The organism is Bradyrhizobium sp. UNPF46, assembly GCF_006658625.1.
Taxonomy (GTDB): domain Bacteria; phylum Pseudomonadota; class Alphaproteobacteria; order Rhizobiales; family Xanthobacteraceae; genus Bradyrhizobium; species Bradyrhizobium nitroreducens.
This window is the reverse complement of record NZ_LFJB01000046.1, coordinates 158231-180037: the sequence shown is the minus strand read 5'-3', so window position 1 is coordinate 180037 and position 21807 is coordinate 158231. Positions and strand designations below refer to the sequence as shown.

The following is a 21807-nucleotide window of genomic DNA, read 5'->3' as shown; positions in this document are numbered from 1 at the left end:
ACTGCTAGAGCGTTTTCGAGCGAAGTGGACACCGGTTCGCGTGAAGAAAACGCGTCAAAACAAGAATCTAGAGCTTCGGTTCTGATCAGAACCGAAAATGCTCTAGTGAACCTTGATTTCGTTGAGGGGAAGATGGAGCTCGCTGGCGCGCTCCAGGCGATCCTTCCTGCGGAACTCGTTTTCCCTGTGCTCGAACTTGATCATCTCTTCATGCGCCGCCTCCAGCAGAGGTTTGCGCCTGGTCGTTTCGCGATGCTCGTTGTCCGTCATGACTGCCGTCCCCGGAGTTGCGGTCTCATCCCTGGAGAAGGCCTGAGACCGCGAAAAGGTTCGGTGCCGCAGGATTGCGGATTTATGGCGGCGACCGGACATGCGTCGTCGATGCGCATCGGCTTCGGCTGGGGAGGGCGCCCGCGCCTGCGCGGCTATTTCGGCGGTTGCAGCCCTGGGGATTTGACCCATTCGTGCAGATGGTTTGCCATCTCGGCCTGGCGCGCCTTCTTGAGGAGGGCGTCCCTTTCAGGACCGGGAGGCAGCCGGTCGGCGTCCTCCTTGACCTGCTTCACCCATGCGGAGAGCCGGTCTTGAAGGGTCAGTTGTTGCTTGAACCGTCGCCGCTTGAACATGGCACGCTCCTGTCCGTGCGAGGAAAGGCCGGAGCGCAATCGGCGTTCTGGTCACCGATAGCAGCCACGGCCTGTGCGGTGATGGCTCATTAGGGGGGAGCGAGAGGGCGGCGTCTGTCCAATTGTGCGCACAGGGCGGGACGGCGGGGGCCCAAATCCGCAAAAGAACATATTGCGAACCTGGAACAAATAGGGTACATTGCTTTTATCGCCGAGCTGCCTCGCAACCGTTTGTCCCGCACCCGAATCCTCGCCATAAGGAGCACGACCCAATGTCCGCAACCGCCCTGCGTATCGTCGAAGGATCTTCCATGGACAAGAGTAAAGCTCTGGCCGCCGCGCTCTCCCAGATCGAGCGTCAGTTCGGCAAGGGCTCGGTGATGAAGCTCGGCAAGAACGACCGGTCCATGGACATCGAGGCGGTGTCGTCGGGCTCGCTCGGGCTGGATATCGCGCTCGGCATCGGCGGCCTGCCCAAGGGGCGCATCGTCGAGATCTACGGGCCGGAATCCTCGGGCAAGACCACGCTGGCGCTGCATACGGTGGCGGAAGCGCAGAAGAAGGGCGGCATCTGCGCCTTCATCGATGCCGAGCACGCGCTCGATCCGGTCTATGCCCGCAAGCTCGGCGTCAACATCGACGAGCTCCTGATCTCGCAGCCGGACACCGGCGAGCAGGCGCTGGAGATCTGCGACACGCTGGTGCGCTCGGGTGCGGTGGACGTGCTGGTGATCGATTCGGTTGCGGCCCTGGTGCCGAAGGCCGAGCTCGAAGGCGAGATGGGCGATGCGCTACCGGGTCTGCAGGCCCGTCTGATGAGCCAGGCGCTGCGCAAGCTGACGGCCTCCATCAACAAGTCCAACACCATGGTGATCTTCATCAACCAGATCCGCATGAAGATCGGTGTGATGTACGGCTCGCCCGAGACCACCACCGGCGGCAACGCCTTGAAGTTCTACGCTTCCGTCCGCCTCGACATCCGCCGCATCGGCGCGATCAAGGAGCGCGACGAAGTGGTCGGCAACACCACCCGTGTCAAGGTGGTGAAGAACAAGCTGGCGCCGCCCTTCAAGCAGGTCGAGTTCGACATCATGTACGGCGAGGGCGTTTCCAAGATGGGCGAGATCCTCGACCTCGGCGTCAAGGCCGGCATCGTCGAGAAATCCGGCGCCTGGTTCTCCTACGACAGCCAGCGCCTCGGCCAGGGCCGCGAGAACTCGAAAGCATTCCTGAAGGCCAACCCCGACATCACCGCCAAGATCGAGACCTCGATCCGCCAGAACTCCGGCCTGATCGCCGAGCAGATTCTCGCCGGCACGCCGGAGCGCGACGCCGACGGCGAGGAGCCGGCGGAGGAGTAAGCCCGACCAACGAAAAGATTTTCGCGAGGAGCGGGCGCTGAGGACGTTGAGTTGCCGACGTCTTCGGTGCCCGTTTCGTTTTGGGGAGCGCGCGAGTTGAAGCGTATGATCCTGACCAGTTCGTCCGGCGTCGGTCTTACCTATGCCGATCGCGCCGACATGGTCATCCCCTTCATCTATCGCTTTGTTTCGGGGCCGCTTCCAACGCCTGACCACCTCATCCGCTATCTCGGCTGGCGCGAATTCAGGACGTTGATCGACGAAATGCACTGGTCAGATTGTGTCCCCGTGCGCCAATCGCCTCTCATCAGGCGCCAGGATCGGGCAGGGGCGTTGCTCTGGATATGCGAGAATTACGCGGTCGATCTCATCGAGTTGTGGTTTGATCCTGAACCCAACAGCCAATTGCAGTTGATCTGGATCCTCGATTACCTGCGTTTCAGGCCGTCACTGACGGAGAATCTGAGACTTCGACACGTCGATTTCAGTCTACGGGGAGCAGATCCAGCAGAGCTTCGTCATCGTGACGTGGAGCAGCTCGATGTTGCGGAAAGCGACGTCGAGATCGCAACTCTGGCGTGGGAGGCCTACCGCGCGCCGACACCCGAGCTTTGCGCCGCGCTGCTCGACAGGCCGCTCGGCAAGCTGTCTTTTCTGAAGCCGGCCATGGAAGACCTGCTCTCGGAACTGCCGTCGCCGGTGACGGGACTGGGAGCGACCGAGACGCGGCTTCTCGAACTGCTCGCAAGCGGACGCAGTCGCGCCGATGAGCTGTTTCGGCCAGGCACGCCTGAGGTTCGTGTGTTCGATCCCTGGGAGTTGGGCGCGCTGCTCGAAGGGCTCGCATTCGGCCCGGTACCTGCGATTGCAGGGCTGGACGGCAAGCTGCTGACACTCGATCCGGACAACACGCGAGGCCGCAACGCCGCCTATCGCCGGAGTCGGCTGTCGCTGACCGAATTCGGCAAGGCGGTTCTGGAAGGTCGGGAGGATTTTCGGCGTCACAACCCGATCCGACGCTGGTGGGGCGGTACGTTCCTCACGAGCGAGCGGCTGTGGCGGTGGGACGCCGAGAACCACGCGTTGATTGCGCCTGACTAACTCGTGTGCTCCCGTATTGCGCAACAATTTCGAGAGGGCAATCGTGTCCCATTTGATCCTGACGACGAACGACCGCGCGGAGGACGCTCTTCGCCAGTCGCGCCTAGCGAACGTCGTGCTTGGTTTCTCTTCGCGCTTCGTCTGGAGGAAATTGCCTTCCCAAGAGCAGCTTTCGATGGGGCTGAAACGTCGGTCGGACAGGCACTGCAATCCGGGCGACCATTGGCTCGATCACGCTCGCTGTGGCTCGCTCGACGGCTTCGGCACGCGCGATATCGGTTTCTTCGAGCTGTGCGCAAAGTTCGACTCAATTGAAATATGGGTCGACCCTAAAGCCAATGATCAGCTCGTGCTGGTCTGGCTGCTGGACCTTCTCCGCCCCTACAAGGAGGTCACCACGAAGCTCAGCCTTGTGCATACGGACGATCAGGTTGCGAATTATGCTCCCGAGTCTATCGCAAAATGGAAGCTGCCGGCCTTCAAGGTGACCGACAACCATTTCGCGATGGCAAGCCGCGCCTGGCAGGCCTATCAGGCTGAGACGCCACAATCCTGTTTCGATTTGCTGATGACGGATTTGACGATCCTGCCGCGACTTCGACCGGCGCTCATTGCTTTGCTCGAAGAGCTTCCGGACAGCGTGACCGGGCTCGGTGCCACCGAAATGGATATTCTGGACTTTGTGAACGATGGGCATACCAACCCGAGGCATGTCACCGAGGCGAGGTGGATACGCGATGTGCTCGACGAAAACGACGCGGGCGATGCGTTGCTCGAATTGGGGGCACATCCGGCGCCGGTGGTCCTGTTGGGCGATTCGGCGTTCGACAACGAGGATCGCTACTTCGGCAGGAGCGAGTGGAAGGTCACGCTGACCGAATTCGGACGTTCAATTCTTGCACGCGAGGACGATATGTGGCGCCACAACCGGATCTATCGCTGGTGGGGCGGGACTGAGCTCAGCAACGAGCGGCTGTGGCGATGGGATCGCGAAAGCCGATCGTTGGTTGCGCCGTAGGGTGGATTAGCCGAAGGTGTAATCCACCACTGTTTATGTCTGTGGAGATAGTGCCGTAGGGTGGGCAAAGGCGCGCAGTGCCGTGCCCACGATCTTTCACGTCATGCAAAGGTGGTGGGCACGCTTGCGCTTTGCCCACTCTACGAGACCTTCGTCGCGGCCTTACTCCGCCGCTTCCGCGTAATCGCTCACCGGCGGGCAGGAGCACACCAGATTGCGATCGCCATAGACGTTGTCGACGCGGCCCACGGGGCTCCAGTATTTGTCGGTGCGCGATGTGCCCGCGGGGAAGCAACCTTCGCTGCGGGTATAGGCGCGCGCCCACGCGTCGTCCGCGATGTCGTGCACGGTGTGCGGGGCGTGACGCAGCGGCGACGCCTCGATCTTGAAGCGGCCGGCCTCGACCTCGGCGATCTCCTTGCGGATCGCGATCATGGCATCGCAAAAACGATCCAGCTCGGCCTTGGATTCCGATTCGGTCGGCTCGATCATCAGCGTGCCCGGCACCGGGAAGCTCATGGTCGGGGCGTGGAAGCCGTAGTCAATCAGGCGTTTTGCGATGTCGTCCACGGTGACGCCGCTCGTCGTCTTCAGCGGACGGGGATCGACGATACACTCATGCGCGACGCGGCCCTTGGCGTTCTTGTAGAGCACCGGGAAGTGCGGATCGAGCCTTGCTGCGATGTAGTTGGCGTTGAGGATCGCGATCTCGGTGGCGCGCTTCAAGCCGTCGCCGCCCATCATCAAAATGTAGATGTAGGAGATGGTGAGGATCGAGGCCGAACCGAACGGGGCGGCCGAGACCGGGCCGACCGGAGCGTCGCCATTCGTCGCGGGGTGACCGGGAAGGAACGGCGCCAGATGCGCCTTGACGCCGATCGGGCCCATGCCCGGGCCGCCGCCGCCATGCGGGATGCAGAAGGTCTTGTGCAGGTTGAGATGGCTGACATCGGCGCCGTAATCGCCGGGCCGGCTGAGGCCGACCTGCGCGTTGAGATTGGCGCCGTCGAGATACACCTGGCCGCCATGGCCATGCACGATGTCGCAGATCTCTCGGATGTGCTCCTCGAACACGCCGTGGGTCGAGGGATAGGTGATCATGACCGCGGCGAGATCCTTCGAGTGCTTCTCGGCCTTGGCGCGGAGATCATTGACGTCGACGTCGCCGTTCTTCTCGCAGGCGACCACCACCACCTCCATGCCGACCATCGCGGCCGAGGCCGGGTTGGTGCCGTGGGCGGAGGAGGGGATCAGGCAGATCTTGCGGTGTGCCTCGCCGCGCGCGGCGTGATAGCCGCGGATCGCGAGCAATCCGGCATATTCGCCCTGCGCGCCGGAATTCGGCTGCAGCGAGATCGCGTCATAGCCGGTGATGTCGCACAGCCATTTTTCCAGCCGCGCGAACAGCGCGCGATAGCCGCTCGCCTGCTCGCGCGGGACGAACGGATGCAGCGATGCAAACTCCGGCCAGGTCAGCGGCATCATCTCGGTGGTCGCGTTCAGCTTCATGGTGCAGGATCCCAGCGGGATCATGGCGCGGTCGAGCGCGAGGTCGCGGTCGCTGAGCTTGCGCATGTAGCGCAGCATCTCGGTCTCCGAGCGATGCGCGTGGAACACGGGATGGGTGAGGAACGCGGTGGTGCGCTTCAGCGCCTCCGGCAGCGCTTCGCGCGTGGTCGCATCTAACTCGGCATAGGCGAGATTGCCGCCGAAGGCGCGCCAGACCGCTTCGACCGTCGCAGGCGTGGTGGTCTCGTCAAGCGCGATGCGCAGGTTCGTCTCGCCAACACCGAGATTGATCTTCTCGGCCGCCGCACGCGCGACGATTTCGGCGCGCCTGGCGCCGGCATCGACGCTGAGCGTGTCGAAGAAGCTGTCGGATTGCGGTGCGAAGCCGAGCTTGCGCAGGCCGGCGGCCAGCACGGCGGCGCGGCGATGCACATTGCGCGCGATCTGGGTCAGGCCTTCGGGGCCGTGATAAACCGCATACATCGAGGCGATCACGGCGAGCAGCACCTGCGCGGTGCAGATGTTGGAGGTCGCCTTCTCGCGGCGGATGTGCTGCTCGCGGGTCTGCAGCGCGAGCCGATAGGCAGGTGCGCCGCGGGAATCCACGGAGAGGCCGACGATGCGGCCGGGCAGCGAGCGCTTCAGCGCATCGCGCACCGCCATATAGGCCGCGTGCGGCCCGCCATAGCCCATCGGCACGCCAAAGCGCTGCGCCGAGCCGATCGCGATGTCGGCGCCGAGCTCGCCGGGCGAGGCGAGCAGGGTGAGCGCCAGCAGGTCGGCGGCCACGATCGCGAGCGCGCCCTTGGCCTTCAGCGTGGCAATCGCGGGCCGGAGGTCGCGCAATGCGCCGGAAGAGCCGGGGTATTGCAGCAGCGCGCCGAGCACGTCGGCCTTGTCGAGATCGGTGAGGGGGTCGCCGACAATCAAATTCCAGCCGAGCGGCTCGGCGCGGGTGCGCATCACGGCCAGCGTCTGGGGATGCACATCCTTGTCAACGAAGAAGGCTTGCGCCTTCACCTGCGAGTGCCGCTCCGCCAGCGCCATCGCTTCCGCCGCGGCGGTGGCCTCGTCGAGCAGCGAGGCGTTGGCGACGTCGAGCCCGGTGAGGTCGCAGATCATGGTCTGGAAGTTGAGCAGCGCTTCCAGCCGGCCCTGGCTGATCTCCGGCTGGTAGGGCGTGTAAGCCGTGTACCAGGCCGGATTCTCCAGGATGTTGCGCTGGATCACCGCGGGCAGGATCGTGCCGGAATAGCCTTGGCCGATCAGCGAGGTGAAGACCTGGTTCTGACGCGCAAGCTCCGTCATGTGCGCGATCGCCTCGGTCTCGCTCAAGGGCTTGCCGAGATCGAGCGGGGCGGCCTGCCGGATCGAGGCCGGCAGTGTCTCCGCCATCAGCGCATCGACGCTCCTGGCGCCGACGGCCTCCAGCATTGCGGTGACATCGCGCGCGGAGGGGCCAATGTGGCGGCGAACGAAACTTGCGGCGGTGTCGCCGTTGGTCTTGCGGTGCGCGGTCATCGCTTGCTCCATCGTCCTCAAGCCGTATGTGCCTTGTACGCGGCTTCATCCATGAGGCCGCCGAGCTCGCTCTTGTCGGCAATCCTGAGCTTGAAGAACCAGGCCTTGCCCTGCGCGTCCGAGTTCACCAGTGCCGGCTCGGCCGCGAGCTCCGCATTGGTCTCGAGCACTTCGCCGGAGATTGGCGCGTACACGTCCGAGGCCGCCTTGACGGACTCGACGACGGCGGCGGCTTCCGCCTTCTTCAAGCTCCGGCCGACCTTGGGAAGCTCGACGAATACGACGTCGCCGAGCTGCTGCTGGGCGTAGTCGGTGATACCGACCGTGGCGACATCGCCGTCGATCGCCAGCCATTCGTGGTCGGAGGTGTACAGCGTCGTGGTCATTTCGAATCCTCAGCGTTTGTAGGTGTTCTTGACGAAGGGCATTGCGGCAACAGTGAGCGGCAGGCGCTGGCCGCGCACCTCGGCGAAGAGTTTCGTGCCGAGTGCGGCGAGAGGCGTTGGCACGTAACCCATTGCGACCGGCGCACTCAGGCTCGGGCCGAAGCCGCCCGAGGTGACTTGTCCGATCGGCTCGCCGCCCGCCCCATCCGCAAACAGCAGCGCGCCTTCGCGCACCGGTGCGCGCCCTTCCGCGCGCAGGCCGACACGGCGGCGGGATGCGCCCCGATCGAAATGGGCGAGAATCTTCTCCGCGCCGGGAAAGCCGCCGGCGCGCGCGCCGCCGCTGCGGCGGCTCTTCTGCACCGACCATTCCAGCGCGGCCTCGACCGGCGTGGTCGCGGTGTCGATGTCGTGGCCATAGAGGCAGAGCCCGGCTTCCAGCCGCAGGCTGTCGCGGGCCCCGAGGCCGATCGGCAGCACATCGGGGTTTTCGAGCAGCGTCTTGGCGAGGCGCTCGGCGTCCGCAGCGGGGACTGAGATCTCGAACCCGTCCTCGCCGGTGTAGCCCGAGCGCGACACGAAGCAGGCGAGACCGGCAACCTCATGCGGGCCCGAATCCATGAACTTCATGGCGGGCGTCGCTGCACACAATTTCGCCAGCGCCGATTCCGCCTTCGGGCCCTGCAGCGCGATCAGCGCGCGGTCGGTGAGCGAATCGACGATGCAGTCCTCGGAGAGATTCGCGCGCAGATGCGCCTCGTCGGCGTCCTTGCAGGCGGCATTGACGACCAGGAACAGGTGATCGCCGAAATTGGCGACCATGAGATCGTCGAGAATGCCGCCATCTTCATTGGTGAACTGGGCGTAGCGCTGCCGCCCCGGCGCGATCGCCACGATGTCCTGCGGCACCAGCCGCTCCAGCGCGCGGGCGGCGTCCTCCACCTTGCCGGATTTCGGCCGGAGCGCGATCTGGCCCATGTGGGAGACGTCGAACAGGCCGGCGGAGGCCCGGGTATGGAGGTGCTCCTTCAGCACGCCGGCGGGGTACTGCACGGGCATGTCATAGCCCGCGAACGGCACCATCTTGCCGCCCAGGGAGACATGAAGCCCATGAAGGGGCGTACGTTTCAGGGAGTCTTGGTCGTCGCGTGCAAGCATCTCAGGGGCCCTCGGCGGTTCCCCGGGGACGATTCCCCGAGACAAACCAGTCGAAGCCCCATCTGTCGCTGTGCCTGAGAGTATTATCCCGTCGGCGGACGCTGGTCCGGGTCTACACCCGTCAGCGCCTCTTTCCAGATGCTGTCAAAGCCACGCGGTCCTTTTGCCTGAGAGTTTCCGGGGCGGTTGCTCCTTCGGCGCCGGCTGCCTAAAGCCGGTCTCTCCCGACGTGGCCGTACGATACAGATGGGTAAAGACCACAGGGCGGCCAAGCCTGTCAACGCGTCCGCGCGCCCTATCCAACGGGATTGCGCGCCTGCGGCAACCCACTGATCTCTCTGCACAGTTTCTGGACAGGAAAGCTGGCCTTGTCTAAAAGCGCTTTGACCCGCAGATATCAGCCTGAATCACCGGTTTGGATGCGTCAAGCGGGTCCAAGCACACCCGATTGGATGAACATGAGCGGCGTCAACGAGATCAGGTCGACCTTTCTGAACTTCTTTGCCGAGAACGGCCACGAGATCGTGCCGTCCTCGCCATTGGTGCCGCGCAACGATCCGACCCTGATGTTCACCAATGCCGGCATGGTGCAGTTCAAGAACGTCTTCACCGGCGTCGAGAAGCGGCCCTATCAGCGCGCCACCACCTCGCAGAAATGCGTGCGCGCCGGCGGCAAGCACAACGACCTCGACAATGTCGGCTACACCGCGCGCCATCTCACCTTCTTCGAGATGCTCGGCAACTTCTCGTTCGGCGATTACTTCAAGGAGCGCGCGATCGAGCTCGCCTGGAAGCTGATCACCAAGGAGTTCGGGCTCAACAAGGACAAGCTGCTCGTCACGGTCTATCACACCGACGACGAGGCGCATGGGCTCTGGAAGAAGATCGCCGGCTTCTCCGACGACCGCATCATCCGCATTCCGACCTCGGACAATTTCTGGGCGATGGGCGACACCGGCCCGTGCGGCCCGTGCTCGGAGATCTTCATCGACCGCGGCGAGCACATCTGGGGCGGCCCTCCGGGCTCGCCGGAGGAAGACGGCGATCGTTTCCTCGAATTCTGGAATCTCGTGTTCATGCAATACGAGCAGGTGACGAAAGAGGAGCGCGTTGATCTGCCGCGTCCCTCGATCGACACCGGCATGGGCCTGGAGCGCATGGCCTGCATCATGCAGGGCGTCGAGAGCGTGTTCGAGACCGACCTGTTCCGCCACCTGATCGACGCGACCTCGTCCGCGCTCGGCAGCGGGCCGACCGAGCAGAACGTTGCCTCGTTCCGCGTCATCGCCGACCATTTGCGCTCGTCCGCCTTCCTGGTCGCCGACGGCGTGCTGCCCTCGAACGAGGGCCGCGGCTATGTGCTGCGCCGGATCATGCGCCGCGCGATGCGCCATGCGCAGTTGCTGGGCGCGAAAGAGCCGCTGATGCATCGGCTGGTCTGGGCGCTGGTGCGCGAGATGGGCCAGGCCTATCCCGATCTGATGCGCGCGGAGAATCTGATCGAGGAAACGCTGCGCCTGGAAGAGACCCGCTTCCGCAAGACGCTGTCGCGCGGCCTCGCCATCCTCGACGAGAAGAGCGCGTCCCTGAAGAAGGGCGACATGTTCGACGGCGACGTCGCCTTCACGCTGTACGACACCTATGGCTTCCCGCTCGACCTGACACAGGACGCGCTGAAGTCGCGCGGCATCGGCGTCGATCAGGCTGCGTTCACCGACGCGATGGAGCGGCAGAAGGCCAAGGCGCGCGAGTCCTGGAAGGGGTCCGGCGAGGCGGCCTCCGAGGCGATCTGGTTCCCGTTGCGCGAGAAGCTGGGGGCGACCGAATTCCTCGGCTACGAGACCGAGAGCGCCGAAGGCGTGGTGTCGGCGTTGGTGAAGGATGGTGCGGAAGTTGCCAGCCTCAAGGCCGGCGAGACGGGCGCGATCGTGCTGAACCAGACGCCGTTCTACGCGGAGTCCGGCGGCCAGGTCGGCGACACCGGCGTGCTCACGGGCGAGGGCGGCATCAAGTTCCGCGTCACCGACACGCAGAAGAAGCTCGGCGATCTCTTCGTCCATATCGGCAAGGTCGAGCAAGGCGAGCTGAAGCTCGGCACCGCGCTGCAGCTCGAGGTCGATCATTCCAGGCGTTCGTCGATCCGCGCACATCACTCGGCGACGCATCTCATTCACGAGGCGTTGCGCCAGGTGCTTGGCGACCACATTGCCCAGCGCGGCTCGATGGTCGCGCCGGACCGCCTGCGTTTCGACTTCGTGCATCCCAAGCCGATCACGGCGGAGGAGCTTGCCCGCGTCGAGGACATCGCCAACGACGTGGTGCTGGAGAACGACGAGGTCACCACGCGCGTCATGGGCGTCGACGAGGCCCGCGAAGCCGGCGCGCGCGCGCTGTTCGGCGAGAAATACGGCGACGAGGTCCGCGTCGTCTCGATGGGCAGGACCGCGCGCGAGCGCGGCGCCAACGCGCTCGGCTGGTCGGTCGAGCTCTGCGGCGGCACCCATGTCAGGCGCACCGGCGATATCGGCCTGATCACGCTCACCAGCGAGAGCGCGGTGGCCTCCGGCGTGCGCCGCATCGAGGCGCTGACCGGCAATTACGCCCGCCGGCATGCCAACGACACCATGGCGCTGGCGAAGACCGCCGCGAACGAGCTGCGCACCTCGCTCGACGACGTGCCGGCGCGCATCACAGCCCTGATGGAGGAGCGCAAGAAGCTCGAGCGCGAGCTGTCCGACGCCCGCAAGAAGCTGGCGATGGGCGGCGGTGCGTCGGCCGGCGGCAACGGCGCAGCTTCAGGCGTGCGTGAGGTCGGCGACGTCAAGCTGATGGCGCGCGCGGTCGAGGGCATCGAGATGAAGGATCTCAAGAGCCTTGCGGACGAGGCCAAGAAGCAGATCGGCTCCGGCGTGGTCGCCATCGTCGGCGTCACCGGGGATGGCAAGGCTGGCGTCGTGGTCGGCGTCACCGCCGACCTCACCGCGCGCTTCAACGCCGTGAACCTCGTGCGCGTCGCTTCCGAGGCGCTTGGCGGCAAGGGCGGCGGCGGCCGGCCGGACATGGCGCAGGCCGGCGGCCCCGATGGGGCCAAGGCGACCGAGGCGCTGGCCGCGATCGAAAAAGCGATGGCAGGCGCTTGAAGATCATGCGCCCCGTTCCGCGAGGGCGTGGGCTTCGCGATCCCGATCTTCGGGATCGCCTCTACGAATTGCTGGAGCACGACCCGCTGGCCTATTCGGCCGGGTCGCGCTTCATCAAGTTCATCATCGGCGTCATCGTGCTCAACGTCGTCACGATGATCCTCACCTCGGTGCCGGAGCTCGACGCGCAATTCGGCACGCTGTTCGAGGCCGTCACCATCCTGTCCCTGATGGTGTTCGCGCTGGAATATCTGGCGCGGTTATGGACCGTGGCGGGACACACCCAGCGCAAGGGCTCGGCACTGTCCGACCGGCTCGGCTATGCCTTGTCGACGCTCGGCATCATCGACCTCATGGCGTTCCTGCCTGGAGCAATCGTGCTCGCCACCGGCCGGCACGCGACGCTGGCAGCCCTCGGCATGCTGCCGTTCTTCAAGCTGATCCGCTATTCGCCGGCGATGCGCTCGCTGCTCGCCGCCGTGCATGCCGAGCGGCGCGCGCTGATCGGCTGCATCGTGATTCTGATCGGCGCGGTGCTGACGTTCGCCTCGCTGCTCTACGCTATCGAGCGCGACGTGCAGCCGGACAAGCTCGGCACCATCCCGCAGGCGATGTGGTGGGCGATCGTGACGCTCGGCACCGTCGGCTACGGCGACGTCGTGCCGGTGACGCCGCTCGGCAAGCTCGTCTCGACCTTCGCCATCATCTCAGGCTTTGCGATGATCGCGCTGCCGGTTGCGATCATCTCCACCGCCTTCGCCGAAGAGGTGAAGCGGCGCGACTTCGTCGTCACCTGGGGCATGCTGGCGCGGGTGCCGCTGTTCTCGCATCTGTCGGCCGCCGAGATCGCCGACATCATGCGGCTGTTGCGCGCGCGCACGGTCGAGCAGGGCGAGATCCTGGTGCGACGGGGGGATACGGCCTCGTCGATGTACTTCATCACCGCCGGCGAGGTCGAGATCGCGCTGCCGAGCCAGCATGTGCGCCTCAGCGACGGTACCTTCTTCGGCGAGATCGCGCTGCTGCACAAGACAAAACGCAGCGGCACGGTGACGGCGACGCGCAAGACGCGCCTCCTGGTGCTCGACGCCCAGGATTTCCACGCCCTGATCGCGCGCATGCCGACGCTGGCCGATCACGTCCACACCACCGCCAAGGCCCGGCTCGCCGACACCGGGGATCTCGCGCTGGCGGAGCTGGCACAGGCGGAACAGGACGAGGGTCCGGCTACGTAGCGCTCAGCTCCGGTCGAGGAAGGGCGCGACGACCTCGCGCGTCTCCTTGCTGGGCACCACGGGCACGATCTCGAAGGTCATGCCATTGCCCTGGCAGTTCAGCACCCATTCCTGCAGCAGGCGCGCGTCGTCGCATTCCATCAACTGGAAGCAGCGGTCGAAATTCGGCTCGATCCAGCTGCCGTGATATTTCAGGCCGTCCGGGAATTTGACGCCTTCGTCGCGGACGCGGCGATAGACCGGAATGGGGTCGCGGTCCCTGAAGCGTTCGATCACCATGAAGAGCATCGGTCTCAGCCCTTCTTCAGGAAGACGTAATCGGCGGAGTAGGGCGAGCTTCTGAACTCGCCGGCCTTGTCGCACGCGCCGTCCAGCTTGCCGCCCTGGGTGTTGATGCGCTGGACTGTGTCGACCGGCGTCAGCGTGCCGCTGCCGCGGTGGGCGGTCACTTCCAGCTTCAGCCAGGGGATATCGGCCGCGGTGGTGCCCGGCGCGTTGCCGATCGCCTTGCCGACGACGGCGCTGCCGTCGGCAGCTTCCCAGTTTGGTCCGGCATAATGGCGCCCGACTGTCTTGCCCTCGGACAGCAGCGTCGCGATCGGCTCGCGGAAGGCCCAGGCGAGCTTGCCGTCGCTACCGGCCTTGCATTCGTAGACCTGCGCGCCCTCGGCGTGGACGCTGAGCACGACGCTCTCGCCCGGTGCGGCGATGGCGTCGGGAAGCGGTTCTGCAGCCCCCGCCGGCCCGATCAGGGCCGCGAGCAGCATTGTGGGGCCGGCAAGCTTGATCAACATGGTGGCATCTCCGGGCAAGGTCCCAAAAAGAAAACGGGCCGCGCTGTTGCGCGGCCCGCGATGATGTCTGGCCCAGTCGGGCGAAATTGCGGACGGCTCAGGCCGCCAGCGCTTTCCCGAGGTTCTCGGCGACCTTGTCCAGGAAGCCGGTGGTCGAGAGCCAGCGCTGGTCGGCGCCGACCAGCAGCGCGAGGTCCTTGGTCATGTAGCCGGCCTCGACGGTGTCGACGCAGACCTTCTCCAGGGTATTGGCGAACTTGGCGAGCTCGGCGTTGTTGTCGAGCTTGGCGCGGTGGGCGAGGCCACGGGTCCAGGCGAAGATCGACGCGATCGAGTTGGTCGAGGTCTCCTTGCCCTTCTGGTGCTCGCGGTAGTGGCGGGTCACGGTGCCGTGGGCAGCTTCCGCCTCGACGGTCTTGCCGTCGGGGGTGAGCAGCACCGAGGTCATCAGGCCGAGCGAGCCGTAGCCCTGCGCGACCGTGTCGGACTGCACGTCGCCGTCGTAGTTCTTGCAGGCCCAGACGTAACCGCCGGACCATTTCAGCGCCGAGGCCACCATGTCGTCGATCAGGCGGTGCTCGTAGGTCAGGCCCTTGGCCTCGAATTCCTTCTTGAACTCGCGGTCGTAGATGTCCTGGAAGATGTCCTTGAAGCGGCCGTCATAGACCTTCAGAATCGTGTTCTTGGTCGAGAGATAGACCGGGTAGTTGCGCAGCAGGCCGTAATTGAGCGAGGCGCGGGCGAAGTCGATGATGGAGTCGTCGAGATTGTACATCTCCATGGCGACACCGGCGCCCGGCGCCTTGAACACTTCCTTCTCGATCACGGTGCCGTCCTCGCCGACGAACTTCATCGACAGGGTGCCCTTGCCCGGGAACTTGAAGTCGGTGGCGCGGTACTGGTCGCCATAGGCGTGGCGGCCGATGATGATCGGCTTGGTCCAGCCGGGAACCAGGCGCGGCACGTTCTTGCAGATGATCGGCTCGCGGAAGATCACGCCGCCGAGGATGTTGCGGATGGTGCCGTTCGGCGACTTCCACATCTGCTTGAGGTTGAACTCCTTCACCCGGGCCTCGTCCGGGGTGATGGTGGCGCATTTGACGCCGACGCCGACTTTCTTGATCGCCTCGGCGGCGTCGATGGTGACCTGATCGTTGGTGTGGTCGCGGTACTCCATGCCCAGGTCGAAATACATCAGCTCGACATCCAGGAACGGGGTGATCAGCTTGTCCTTGATGTACTGCCAGATGATCCGGGTCATCTCGTCGCCATCGAGTTCGACGACGGGATTGGATACCTTGATTTTTGCCATGATCGGGGGAGCCTCTTGGGAACGGCGCTTTTGGCGCGCCACGGGAATATCCGCCGCCTCATAGCACCCAGACGCGGCGGGCGAAAGCCAAGGGATTATGCACTTTTAGCCCATCCAGCCTCCACAGACGAGGGGCGGGGAGCGGCCCCCAGGCCGGGGCGCGCCTCAGGCTTCAGACGAGATTCAAAAGTCGATTCCAACCCGTTATTTCCCTTGAGAATTTCGTCAGGACAGGCAAACGACAGGCGAACGGGCAGCCGGTCCCAAGGAGATCTTGGTGACCGGCTTGAATCAATTCCTGAGGCGGCCTTGCCAAGGCCTTGAGGGACAGCGTGAAGGCGAAACGAGATGTCGGGGACTGACAAGAGCAAGGCCGGCCTGTCCCTCGACGGTCCCATCGTGATCCTGGTCGAGCCGCAGCTCGGCGAAAACATCGGCATGGCCGCGCGCGCCATGGGCAATTTCGCGCTCGGCGCCCTGCGCATCGTCAACCCCAGGGACGGCTGGCCCAACATCGCGGCCCAGCGCGCCGCGGCCGGTGCCGACCACATCCTGGAAAAGGTCCAGTTGTTCGGCACGGTCGAAGAGGCGGTCGCCGACCTCGACCTGCTGTTTGCCACCACCGCGCGCCCCCACGACCAGGCCAAGCCGGTGGTGGGGCCTGAGGCCGCCGCGGCCGAGATATCCGGCCACGTCGCGAGCGGCGGCAAGGCCGGCATCCTGTTCGGCCGCGAGCGCTGGGGACTGACCAATGAGGAGGTCGGGCTCTCCAACCGCATCATCACCTTCCCGGTCAATCCGGGGTTTGCCTCGCTCAACCTCGCCCAGGCCGTGCTCCTGGTCGGCTATGAATGGTTCAAGCGCGCCACGTCGGGCGAGCTGCCGCACGCCATGCCGGAGCGCTCCGAGCGCGCCTCGCAGCACCAGATGCAGGCCTTCTTCGACAACCTCATCCGCGAGCTCGACAAGGTGGAGTTTTTGCGCCCGGCCGAGAAGCGCGACACCATGCTGGTCAACCTGCGCAACATCTTCAGCCGGATGGAGCCGACCAAGCAGGACATGCACACCCTGCACGGGGTGATCATGGCGATCGCGGAAGGGCGCAAGGGCCCGGCCAAGGGCGGCGTGCTCGACGGCGAGCAGGCCACGCGCCTGCGCGCGCTGCTCGCCGAGCACGGGCAGGGTGGCGGCGTCCCCGACAGCGGCTCGACCGTGCGCGGCCTCGCCCGCCTGCTCCGCCGCAACCCGACCGACGCCGAGCGCCTGCTCTGGCAGGCCCTGACCCGCGACCGCCGCTTTGCGGGCCAGTTCAAGCGTCAGACGCCGGTGGGGCGGCATATTCCCGACTTCGTCTCCTTCCCGCACCGGATCGCGATCGAATTGGTCAACCCGGGCGAGGGCGAGGCGATCGCGGCCGATCGTGCGGGACGGCGGAGCTGGCTCGAGGCGCGGGACTATCGGGTGCTCGACATCCGCGCGGCCGATGTGGAGCGGGATCTGGAGGCGGAACTGGTGCGGCTGCAGGGGATGATGGAGCAGGGCGCGTAGGTCGCGCAAGTCTGGCAGGGTGCGGGGAGCCGGCTTGAGCGTTTGGGCCAAACGACTCCCGCTCTGTACACGGCTTCAACCAAGGGCTGTGCAGAGACAGGATCGATTGCTATGTCGTTCCCGGCAATTGAGTGGGAACGACATGTTTGGGACCGTCGGCCGCGCACAAGCCTGTGCGGCAGCAAGCTTCGGTGTTGTGGCGCTGATCGTCCTGATATCAGGCGCCCGCGCCGAAATGCCTTTGCCCTCCAAGTGCAACGCCGTCGGCAATCTCAGCGTTGACGACCGCATTGCGGGCTGCACCGCCATTATCCAGTCGGCGACCGGCATGCAGCAAGGTGTCGTCATGGCGCGCTTCCGCCGCGCCATGTTCTACCGCCAGAAGGGTGAGGTCGATCTTGCGCTTGCGGACTACGACCAGATCATCGAGCGCGATCCGGGCAATGTGAATGCGCGACTTAATCGTGCTTCCATATACGTCCAGAGACGCGACAACGAAGCCGCGCTTGCGGATTACGACAAGGTCATCGGGCTCGATCCCAGGAATACCTATGCGTATCTTGGGCGTGCGCGGCTGTACGCGAACGACGATGTCGATCGCGCCATCGCCGACTATGACCGTGCCCTTCTGATCCATCCGGACAATGTCCATGCCTATATCGGTCGCAGCTTTGCCTATGAGACAAAGGGCGAGCCGGATCGCGCCTTGGCCGATTGTGCGCGGGCGATCGAGATCGGCCCAGACCATTGGATTGGCCAATTCTGCCGGGCCGACATCTATCTCGCGCGCGGCCAGATTGATCTTGCATTGGCCGACTTCGACCGCGCGGTCCAGCTCACCCCGAAGGACCCGCGGCCCTATGTCGGTCGCGCCAGGGCTTTTCAGGTCCGAGGCGATCTGGAAAAGGCTTTGTCGAACCTCGACATGGCCATCGAGATCAATTCCAATAACCCCGGATTCCATCGCTTGCGTGGGGCCATCCACTTCCAGTCCGGCCATCTGACGGAGGCACTTGCCGACCTCCGTCGATCGAACGAACTGGATCGGAAGGATGCCTATACGCAGCTGTGGTTCGATCTCGCCCAACGAAAGAGCGGCAGCGGGAGTGAGCTCGGTGAAGGTGTAAAGCTGCTCGACCCGTCTCGTTGGCCCGCGCCCATCCTTAGCTTCTTCCTGGGCGAGATAAGTTTCGAAGCCTTGCTCGCGTCTGCGCAAGACAATTCCGTGCAAAAGACAAGGGAGCGGCTCTGCGAAGCGAACTTCTATGCCGGCGAGCTGGAGCAGGGAGCTGATCAAGCCGTACGGCTGCTGCGCGCCGCCGCGGACGAATGTCCGAAGCGCTTTTTGGAATGGGCTGCAGCCAAGGCAGAACTTCACAAGCTCGAGACGAAACCCGGCAGCGATTCACGTCCGATGCAATAGCTGCCTCCGCACCGGCTCAGCGCTGAAAGACAACCTTGCCGCCGACCAGGGTCATGTCCGCCTTGATGTCCTTGATCTGCTCCTCCGGCACGGCCGTGTAGTCGGCGGAGAGCACGACCATGTCCGCAAGCTTTCCGGGCTCGATGGTCCCTTTGCGCGCTTCATCGAAGGTGTAGCGCGAGGCCGCACTGGTGTAGAGGCGCAGGGCCTGCTCGCGGGTGATGGCTTCCGTCGCGCCGTAGACGTTTCCGGCGGGGTCCTTCCTGGTCACCATGATGTACATGTTGAGGAAGGGGTTGATCGGGTTGACGGGAAAATCCGTCCCGGCGCCGAGGTTGTCGAGCCCCATTTTTTCGATCAACGTCCTGGTCGGCACGGCGCGGTCGGCGATCGCTTTCCCGAGAAAACGTTCGACGGTCGCTGCCTTGTCCCACATGAAAACGTTCTGGAAATCGATGCGGACGCCCAGCCTTTGCGCACGTTCCATCTGCTCCGGCCGGATCAGGCTGGCGTGAATGAGGACGAAGCGCCGGTCGCGGATCGATTTTTCCTTATCCACGGCCTCGAACGCATCGAGCACCTGGTCGATACCGAGGTCGCCCACGACGTGAACACCGACGCGCCAGTCATACCGGTTGCAGATGGAGATGAGTTGCTTCAGCCGCTCGGGCGTCTGCTGCGCGATGCCATGGTAGTTGTCATGTGAATCCGGATACACCTCGCGCATGAGCGCCGTCTTCAACGTCATGCCGCCGTCGTAGAAGATCTTGATGCCGGCGAATTTGAGCCAATCGTCGCCGAAGCCCGAAGAGGCTCCGTTGCCCGACATGATCGCTTCCCATGCGGTCAGATCGGCCGGAGGCTCAGGTCGAAACATCACACCGGTGCGCGAGGTGGCTTTGCCGGATGCGACAAACTTCTGCAGCGTGCGAATATCGCGTGGCTCTGTCGCGCCTTCGATCGCACTGGTGATGCCGAAGCTGTTCAGCACGCCTTCGGCAATGGTGAATTGCCGCATTTCGTCGTCTTCCGTCCAGGGCGGCACGGCCTTCTCGACCCGGTCGATCGCCGTCTCCACCAGCAGGCCGGTCAACTCGCCGGCCGCATCGCGCTCGAACTTTCCACCACTCGGATCCTCGGTGGTCTTGTCGACCCCGACCCGCTGCAGTGCCATGGTGTTGGCCATCGAGAAATGCCCGACGGTGCGGAGATAGACCGGGTTGTCCGGCGCCACGCTGTCGATCTCCTGCCGCGTCAGGTAGCGCTTCTCGGCCAGTTGAGACGGTGGATGCCACGCGCCACCCACGATCCACTCGCCCGGCTTCCTCTTCGCAGCGAACGACTTGATGGCCTCGAGCGCTTCGGCGACGGTCTTGGCGCGGCCCATGATGACGACATAGTCGCCCAGACCAGCGGCCTTGAAGTGAGCGTGCGTATCGATCAACCCGGGAATGACGGTCTTGCCTGATACGTCGAGCGCGCGGGTCTGAGCGCCGGCAAGCGATCTGATCGAAGCGCTGGTCCCCGTTGCGACGATCCTGCCATCCGCGACGGCCACGGCCTCCGTGACCGTGGACCGGTCATCCAGCGTCAGAACCTTTCCGTTGAGGATCACCAGATCGGGCGCGTTGAACTCCCGCTGCTGGCCGGCGGCGGATGCGAGGCCAGAGATCCAACTGACCGTGGCAACGATTGCAAATGCCGCAAACTCGCGAACCATCGCGTCCCCCTGGCGCTGTCGGTTGACCAACATTTGCGAGCGTATCTTTGATCAACCGCGGGTTCAACGCCGCTCGACGGCTTGAGGCTCCACATAGTGGGCAAAGGGGTGCGCTTGCGGCTCAGGCGGCGACGCTGGCCGCATTCGCAGGCCGCCTGCCATTGTGCTGAAGCCGGCACAGCGCGGTCAGGCCGATATCGAGCCCGGCCAGGCAGCAGCGTGACTTGCCGCCGGATTTCGCCGCGTAGAGGGCCATATCCGCGACCACGAGCAATTCGTCGACCTGAGATCCGTGATCGGGCGCCAATGCGATGCCGACGCTCGCACCAATGGTGACAGGGGTCTCGCCATCGATCTGGCAGGGGGCTGCGATCTCGTCGACGATGCGTTGTCCCATCGCCAGCGCCTGATCGGCCGTGATGCCATCGACCAGCGCGACGAATTCGTCGCCGCCCATCCGCGCCACGGCTGCGCCTCCGGGCACCGCCTTGCGCAGCCGCTCGGCGACCACCTTGAGCACCTGATCGCCGGCTGCATGTCCGAACGTGTCGTTGATCGGCTTGAACGCGTCGAGGTCGGAGAAGAACAGCGCAAAGGGACGGTCTTCGCGAAGCGGGCGCGCGAGCTTCGCCTCCAACGCATCGAGGAATCCGGCGCGGTTCAAGAGCCCGGTGAGTGCATCGTGGTCCGCGCGGTGGCTGTTCTCGCGCTCGGCCCGCATGGTCGTGATCAGCATCCGGTTCAGCCGGAAGGCCGCGCCGGCCATGGCCGCGAGATACATCGGGATCTGATAGATCATGATGTACAACACCGGCTCGCCGAGAAACGGGATGTAGACGGCGATCGGGCCGAGACTGATCAGGATCATGAGCCCGGCAAATCGCGGCGCACCGAAATTGCGGAAGCAGATGCCGCCGATCATCGCCGCCGTGGACATGCAAGCAAGCATCGCCACGAGCCAGTCGCCGCTCGCGATGCTCGCCATCGCGCCGAGGCCGAGGCTCAGGCTCCAGGCCATCGAGAACAGGAGATGAAGATCGGTCGGGGTCGGCCGGTGCAGCCGGATCGCGCGATGCGCTGCGAGCAGGATCGCGAGACGCGCCAGGCAAATCACGAGTTCAAGCACGAACCAGGCAATGAGCGGCGCCGTCTGCTGTCGATAGGCGATGATGGCCGCGATCGCGACCGAATTGATGGCGCCGCCGGCAAAGATCGGGACCGCACCGAAGAGTTGGGCGATGAGGGCCGCACGAATGTCGGCCGGTACGTCGGGGCCGACGTCCGTCAACCACCGCATCAGGCGCCAGCGTGGCAAGCTATATCGTCCAGCGTCGGACCGCATCCCAAATCCCCTTGTCCGGCGGATGATAAGGCGCAGGGGGGCCTAAAGCCGTGTTTACAGGGTTCCCCGATCGCAAGCCGTGCTTCATGGAAGGTAAATTCACGCGGTTCGCCTTGCCGCCGGACGGAATGTCCGGCGGCCGAAGCTGGGCGTGCCACCATGCCGATCAACCTTGCGGAGGCAGGGAAGCGCGAGGCAGCGTTCACGTCGCGGGCTGGTCGAGAAACACATAGAGTGCGGCGATCCTGCCGCTCTCCACGATGATGACGTCCCATCCGGTGTAGTCGGGATCCTCGCCGCGGGGGCCAGATCTCCAGGCCAACCGTCCTGCATTGTGAAGCGCCTGCGGTTCGCCCGTCGGCGTGTAGACGAAGTGTGGATGCGTGCCGCGCAGATCGCCGGCGAACTTGTCGATCGCGTCGCGGCCGGCAATCACGCCGGGCGGGACATACAGAGTGGGGTTCTCCGTCCAGAGCTCGTCGATTGCGGCGCGGCGGCGCTTTGCGTCGCCCTCGCCGAAGACTTCCTGAAGGTTGCGGCGAAGGAGCTCGTGGATGCGATCCGCCGATTCATTTGTCTGGGTCATTGGCATTTCCGTGATTGATCCTGTGCA

18 protein-coding genes and 1 riboswitch are annotated in these 21807 nt (G+C 64.7%); of the genes, 7 read left to right on the top strand and 11 right to left on the bottom strand.

The window, feature by feature from the left end; translation table 11 throughout:
* Positions 1-102: 102 nt before the first annotated feature.
* Positions 103-270, bottom strand: a complete 168-nt coding sequence (locus UNPF46_RS37565; RefSeq protein WP_181770016.1) for a hypothetical protein — start codon at positions 268-270, stop codon at positions 103-105.
* Between the two features lie 155 nt (positions 271-425).
* A complete protein-coding gene (locus tag UNPF46_RS19625; RefSeq protein WP_100176635.1) occupies positions 426-626 on the bottom strand; it encodes a hypothetical protein in 201 nt (66 codons plus the stop codon).
* 272 nt (positions 627-898) lie between these two features.
* Between UNPF46_RS19625 and recA the strand changes: the two genes are divergently transcribed.
* The 3 genes from recA to UNPF46_RS19610 all read left to right on the top strand — a co-directional run bounded on the left by recA (position 899) and on the right by UNPF46_RS19610 (position 4106).
* Positions 899-1987, top strand: coding sequence for a recombinase RecA (recA, locus tag UNPF46_RS19620; RefSeq protein WP_100176636.1), 1089 nt, complete (start codon positions 899-901; stop codon positions 1985-1987).
* A gap of 105 nt (positions 1988-2092) precedes the next feature.
* Positions 2093-3088 carry a hypothetical protein gene (locus UNPF46_RS19615; protein ID WP_349628173.1) on the top strand — a complete coding sequence of 332 codons (996 nt, stop codon included), beginning with the start codon at positions 2093-2095 and terminating at the stop codon, positions 3086-3088.
* A 43-nt stretch (positions 3089-3131) separates the two neighbouring features.
* Complete coding sequence (locus tag UNPF46_RS19610; protein WP_246668695.1) at positions 3132-4106, top strand: hypothetical protein; 975 nt, start codon at positions 3132-3134, stop codon at positions 4104-4106.
* 162 nt (positions 4107-4268) lie between these two features.
* On the opposite strand, the gene gcvP is transcribed toward UNPF46_RS19610, so the two are convergent.
* From gcvP to gcvT, 3 genes are read right to left on the bottom strand one after another with little or no spacing between them, the layout of a single operon-like run.
* The gene (gene gcvP / locus UNPF46_RS19605) at positions 4269-7136 is read right to left on the bottom strand and encodes an aminomethyl-transferring glycine dehydrogenase (RefSeq protein WP_142251086.1); all 2868 of its coding nucleotides are present in this window, start codon (positions 7134-7136) and stop codon (positions 4269-4271) included.
* 17 nt (positions 7137-7153) lie between these two features.
* The gene (gene gcvH, locus UNPF46_RS19600) at positions 7154-7522 is read right to left on the bottom strand and encodes a glycine cleavage system protein GcvH (RefSeq protein WP_100176638.1); all 369 of its coding nucleotides are present in this window, start codon (positions 7520-7522) and stop codon (positions 7154-7156) included.
* A 9-nt stretch (positions 7523-7531) separates the two neighbouring features.
* Entirely contained in the window at positions 7532-8680 is a 1149-nt protein-coding gene (gcvT, locus tag UNPF46_RS19595) for a glycine cleavage system aminomethyltransferase GcvT (protein WP_142251085.1), read from the bottom strand.
* A gap of 146 nt (positions 8681-8826) precedes the next feature.
* Positions 8827-8917: riboswitch (glycine riboswitch) on the bottom strand.
* Positions 8918-9138: 221 nt separating this feature from the next.
* On the opposite strand from gcvT, the gene alaS reads away from it, so the two are divergent.
* Entirely contained in the window at positions 9139-11820 is a 2682-nt protein-coding gene (gene alaS / locus UNPF46_RS19590; protein WP_181770015.1) for an alanine--tRNA ligase, read from the top strand.
* Between the two features lie 5 nt (positions 11821-11825).
* Entirely contained in the window at positions 11826-13055 is a 1230-nt protein-coding gene (locus tag UNPF46_RS19585) for a cyclic nucleotide-gated ion channel (protein ID WP_142251083.1), read from the top strand.
* 3 nt (positions 13056-13058) lie between these two features.
* On the opposite strand, the gene UNPF46_RS19580 is transcribed toward UNPF46_RS19585, so the two are convergent.
* The 3 genes from UNPF46_RS19580 to UNPF46_RS19570 form a co-directional block, all read right to left on the bottom strand.
* Positions 13059-13343, bottom strand: a complete 285-nt coding sequence (locus tag UNPF46_RS19580; RefSeq protein ID WP_142251082.1) for a DUF3303 domain-containing protein — start codon at positions 13341-13343, stop codon at positions 13059-13061.
* Positions 13344-13348: 5 nt separating this feature from the next.
* Positions 13349-13849: a DUF3455 domain-containing protein gene (locus tag UNPF46_RS19575; RefSeq protein WP_142251081.1), complete on the bottom strand. Its 501-nt coding sequence runs from the start codon at positions 13847-13849 to the stop codon at positions 13349-13351.
* A gap of 97 nt (positions 13850-13946) precedes the next feature.
* Positions 13947-15161 (bottom strand): NADP-dependent isocitrate dehydrogenase, encoded by a 1215-nt coding sequence (locus UNPF46_RS19570; protein WP_100176643.1) that lies wholly within the window; start codon positions 15159-15161, stop codon positions 13947-13949.
* 348 nt (positions 15162-15509) lie between these two features.
* Here UNPF46_RS19570 and UNPF46_RS19565 point away from each other — a divergent pair, with 348 nt between their 5' ends.
* The gene (locus UNPF46_RS19565; protein WP_100176644.1) at positions 15510-16709 is read left to right on the top strand and encodes a TrmJ/YjtD family RNA methyltransferase; all 1200 of its coding nucleotides are present in this window, start codon (positions 15510-15512) and stop codon (positions 16707-16709) included.
* Positions 16710-16851: 142 nt separating this feature from the next.
* Entirely contained in the window at positions 16852-18132 is a 1281-nt protein-coding gene (locus tag UNPF46_RS19560) for a tetratricopeptide repeat protein (RefSeq protein ID WP_142251080.1), read from the top strand.
* Between the two features lie 16 nt (positions 18133-18148).
* On the opposite strand, the gene UNPF46_RS19555 is transcribed toward UNPF46_RS19560, so the two are convergent.
* From UNPF46_RS19555 to UNPF46_RS19545, 3 genes are all read right to left on the bottom strand, one after another.
* On the bottom strand, positions 18149-19852 hold the full coding sequence (locus UNPF46_RS19555; protein ID WP_142251079.1) for an amidohydrolase: 1704 nt from the start codon (positions 19850-19852) through the stop codon (positions 18149-18151).
* Positions 19853-19973: 121 nt separating this feature from the next.
* Positions 19974-21149: a GGDEF domain-containing protein gene (locus UNPF46_RS19550; RefSeq protein WP_142251078.1), complete on the bottom strand. Its 1176-nt coding sequence runs from the start codon at positions 21147-21149 to the stop codon at positions 19974-19976.
* Positions 21150-21396: 247 nt separating this feature from the next.
* Positions 21397-21780: a nuclear transport factor 2 family protein gene (locus UNPF46_RS19545; protein ID WP_142251077.1), complete on the bottom strand. Its 384-nt coding sequence runs from the start codon at positions 21778-21780 to the stop codon at positions 21397-21399.
* Positions 21781-21807: the final 27 nt, after the last annotated feature.

Coding starts and splice junctions, on each gene's coding strand:
- UNPF46_RS19560 (WP_142251080.1), top strand. CDS start 16,852: ATGTTTGGGACCGTCGGCCGCGCACAAGCCTGTGCGGCAGCAAGCTTC.
- UNPF46_RS19545 (WP_142251077.1), bottom strand. CDS start 21,780: ATGACCCAGACAAATGAATCGGCGGATCGCATCCACGAGCTCCTTCGC.
- recA (WP_100176636.1), top strand. CDS start 899: ATGTCCGCAACCGCCCTGCGTATCGTCGAAGGATCTTCCATGGACAAG.
- UNPF46_RS19575 (WP_142251081.1), bottom strand. CDS start 13,849: ATGTTGATCAAGCTTGCCGGCCCCACAATGCTGCTCGCGGCCCTGATC.
- UNPF46_RS19550 (WP_142251078.1), bottom strand. CDS start 21,149: ATGCGGTGGTTGACGGACGTCGGCCCCGACGTACCGGCCGACATTCGT.
- UNPF46_RS19580 (WP_142251082.1), bottom strand. CDS start 13,343: ATGCTCTTCATGGTGATCGAACGCTTCAGGGACCGCGACCCCATTCCG.
- UNPF46_RS19570 (WP_100176643.1), bottom strand. CDS start 15,161: ATGGCAAAAATCAAGGTATCCAATCCCGTCGTCGAACTCGATGGCGAC.
- alaS (WP_181770015.1), top strand. CDS start 9,139: ATGAGCGGCGTCAACGAGATCAGGTCGACCTTTCTGAACTTCTTTGCC.
- UNPF46_RS19615 (WP_349628173.1), top strand. CDS start 2,093: ATGATCCTGACCAGTTCGTCCGGCGTCGGTCTTACCTATGCCGATCGC.
- UNPF46_RS19585 (WP_142251083.1), top strand. CDS start 11,826: ATGCGCCCCGTTCCGCGAGGGCGTGGGCTTCGCGATCCCGATCTTCGG.
- UNPF46_RS19625 (WP_100176635.1), bottom strand. CDS start 626: ATGTTCAAGCGGCGACGGTTCAAGCAACAACTGACCCTTCAAGACCGG.
- gcvP (WP_142251086.1), bottom strand. CDS start 7,136: ATGACCGCGCACCGCAAGACCAACGGCGACACCGCCGCAAGTTTCGTT.
- UNPF46_RS37565 (WP_181770016.1), bottom strand. CDS start 270: ATGACGGACAACGAGCATCGCGAAACGACCAGGCGCAAACCTCTGCTG.
- UNPF46_RS19565 (WP_100176644.1), top strand. CDS start 15,510: ATGTCGGGGACTGACAAGAGCAAGGCCGGCCTGTCCCTCGACGGTCCC.
- gcvT (WP_142251085.1), bottom strand. CDS start 8,680: ATGCTTGCACGCGACGACCAAGACTCCCTGAAACGTACGCCCCTTCAT.
- gcvH (WP_100176638.1), bottom strand. CDS start 7,522: ATGACCACGACGCTGTACACCTCCGACCACGAATGGCTGGCGATCGAC.
- UNPF46_RS19555 (WP_142251079.1), bottom strand. CDS start 19,852: ATGGTTCGCGAGTTTGCGGCATTTGCAATCGTTGCCACGGTCAGTTGG.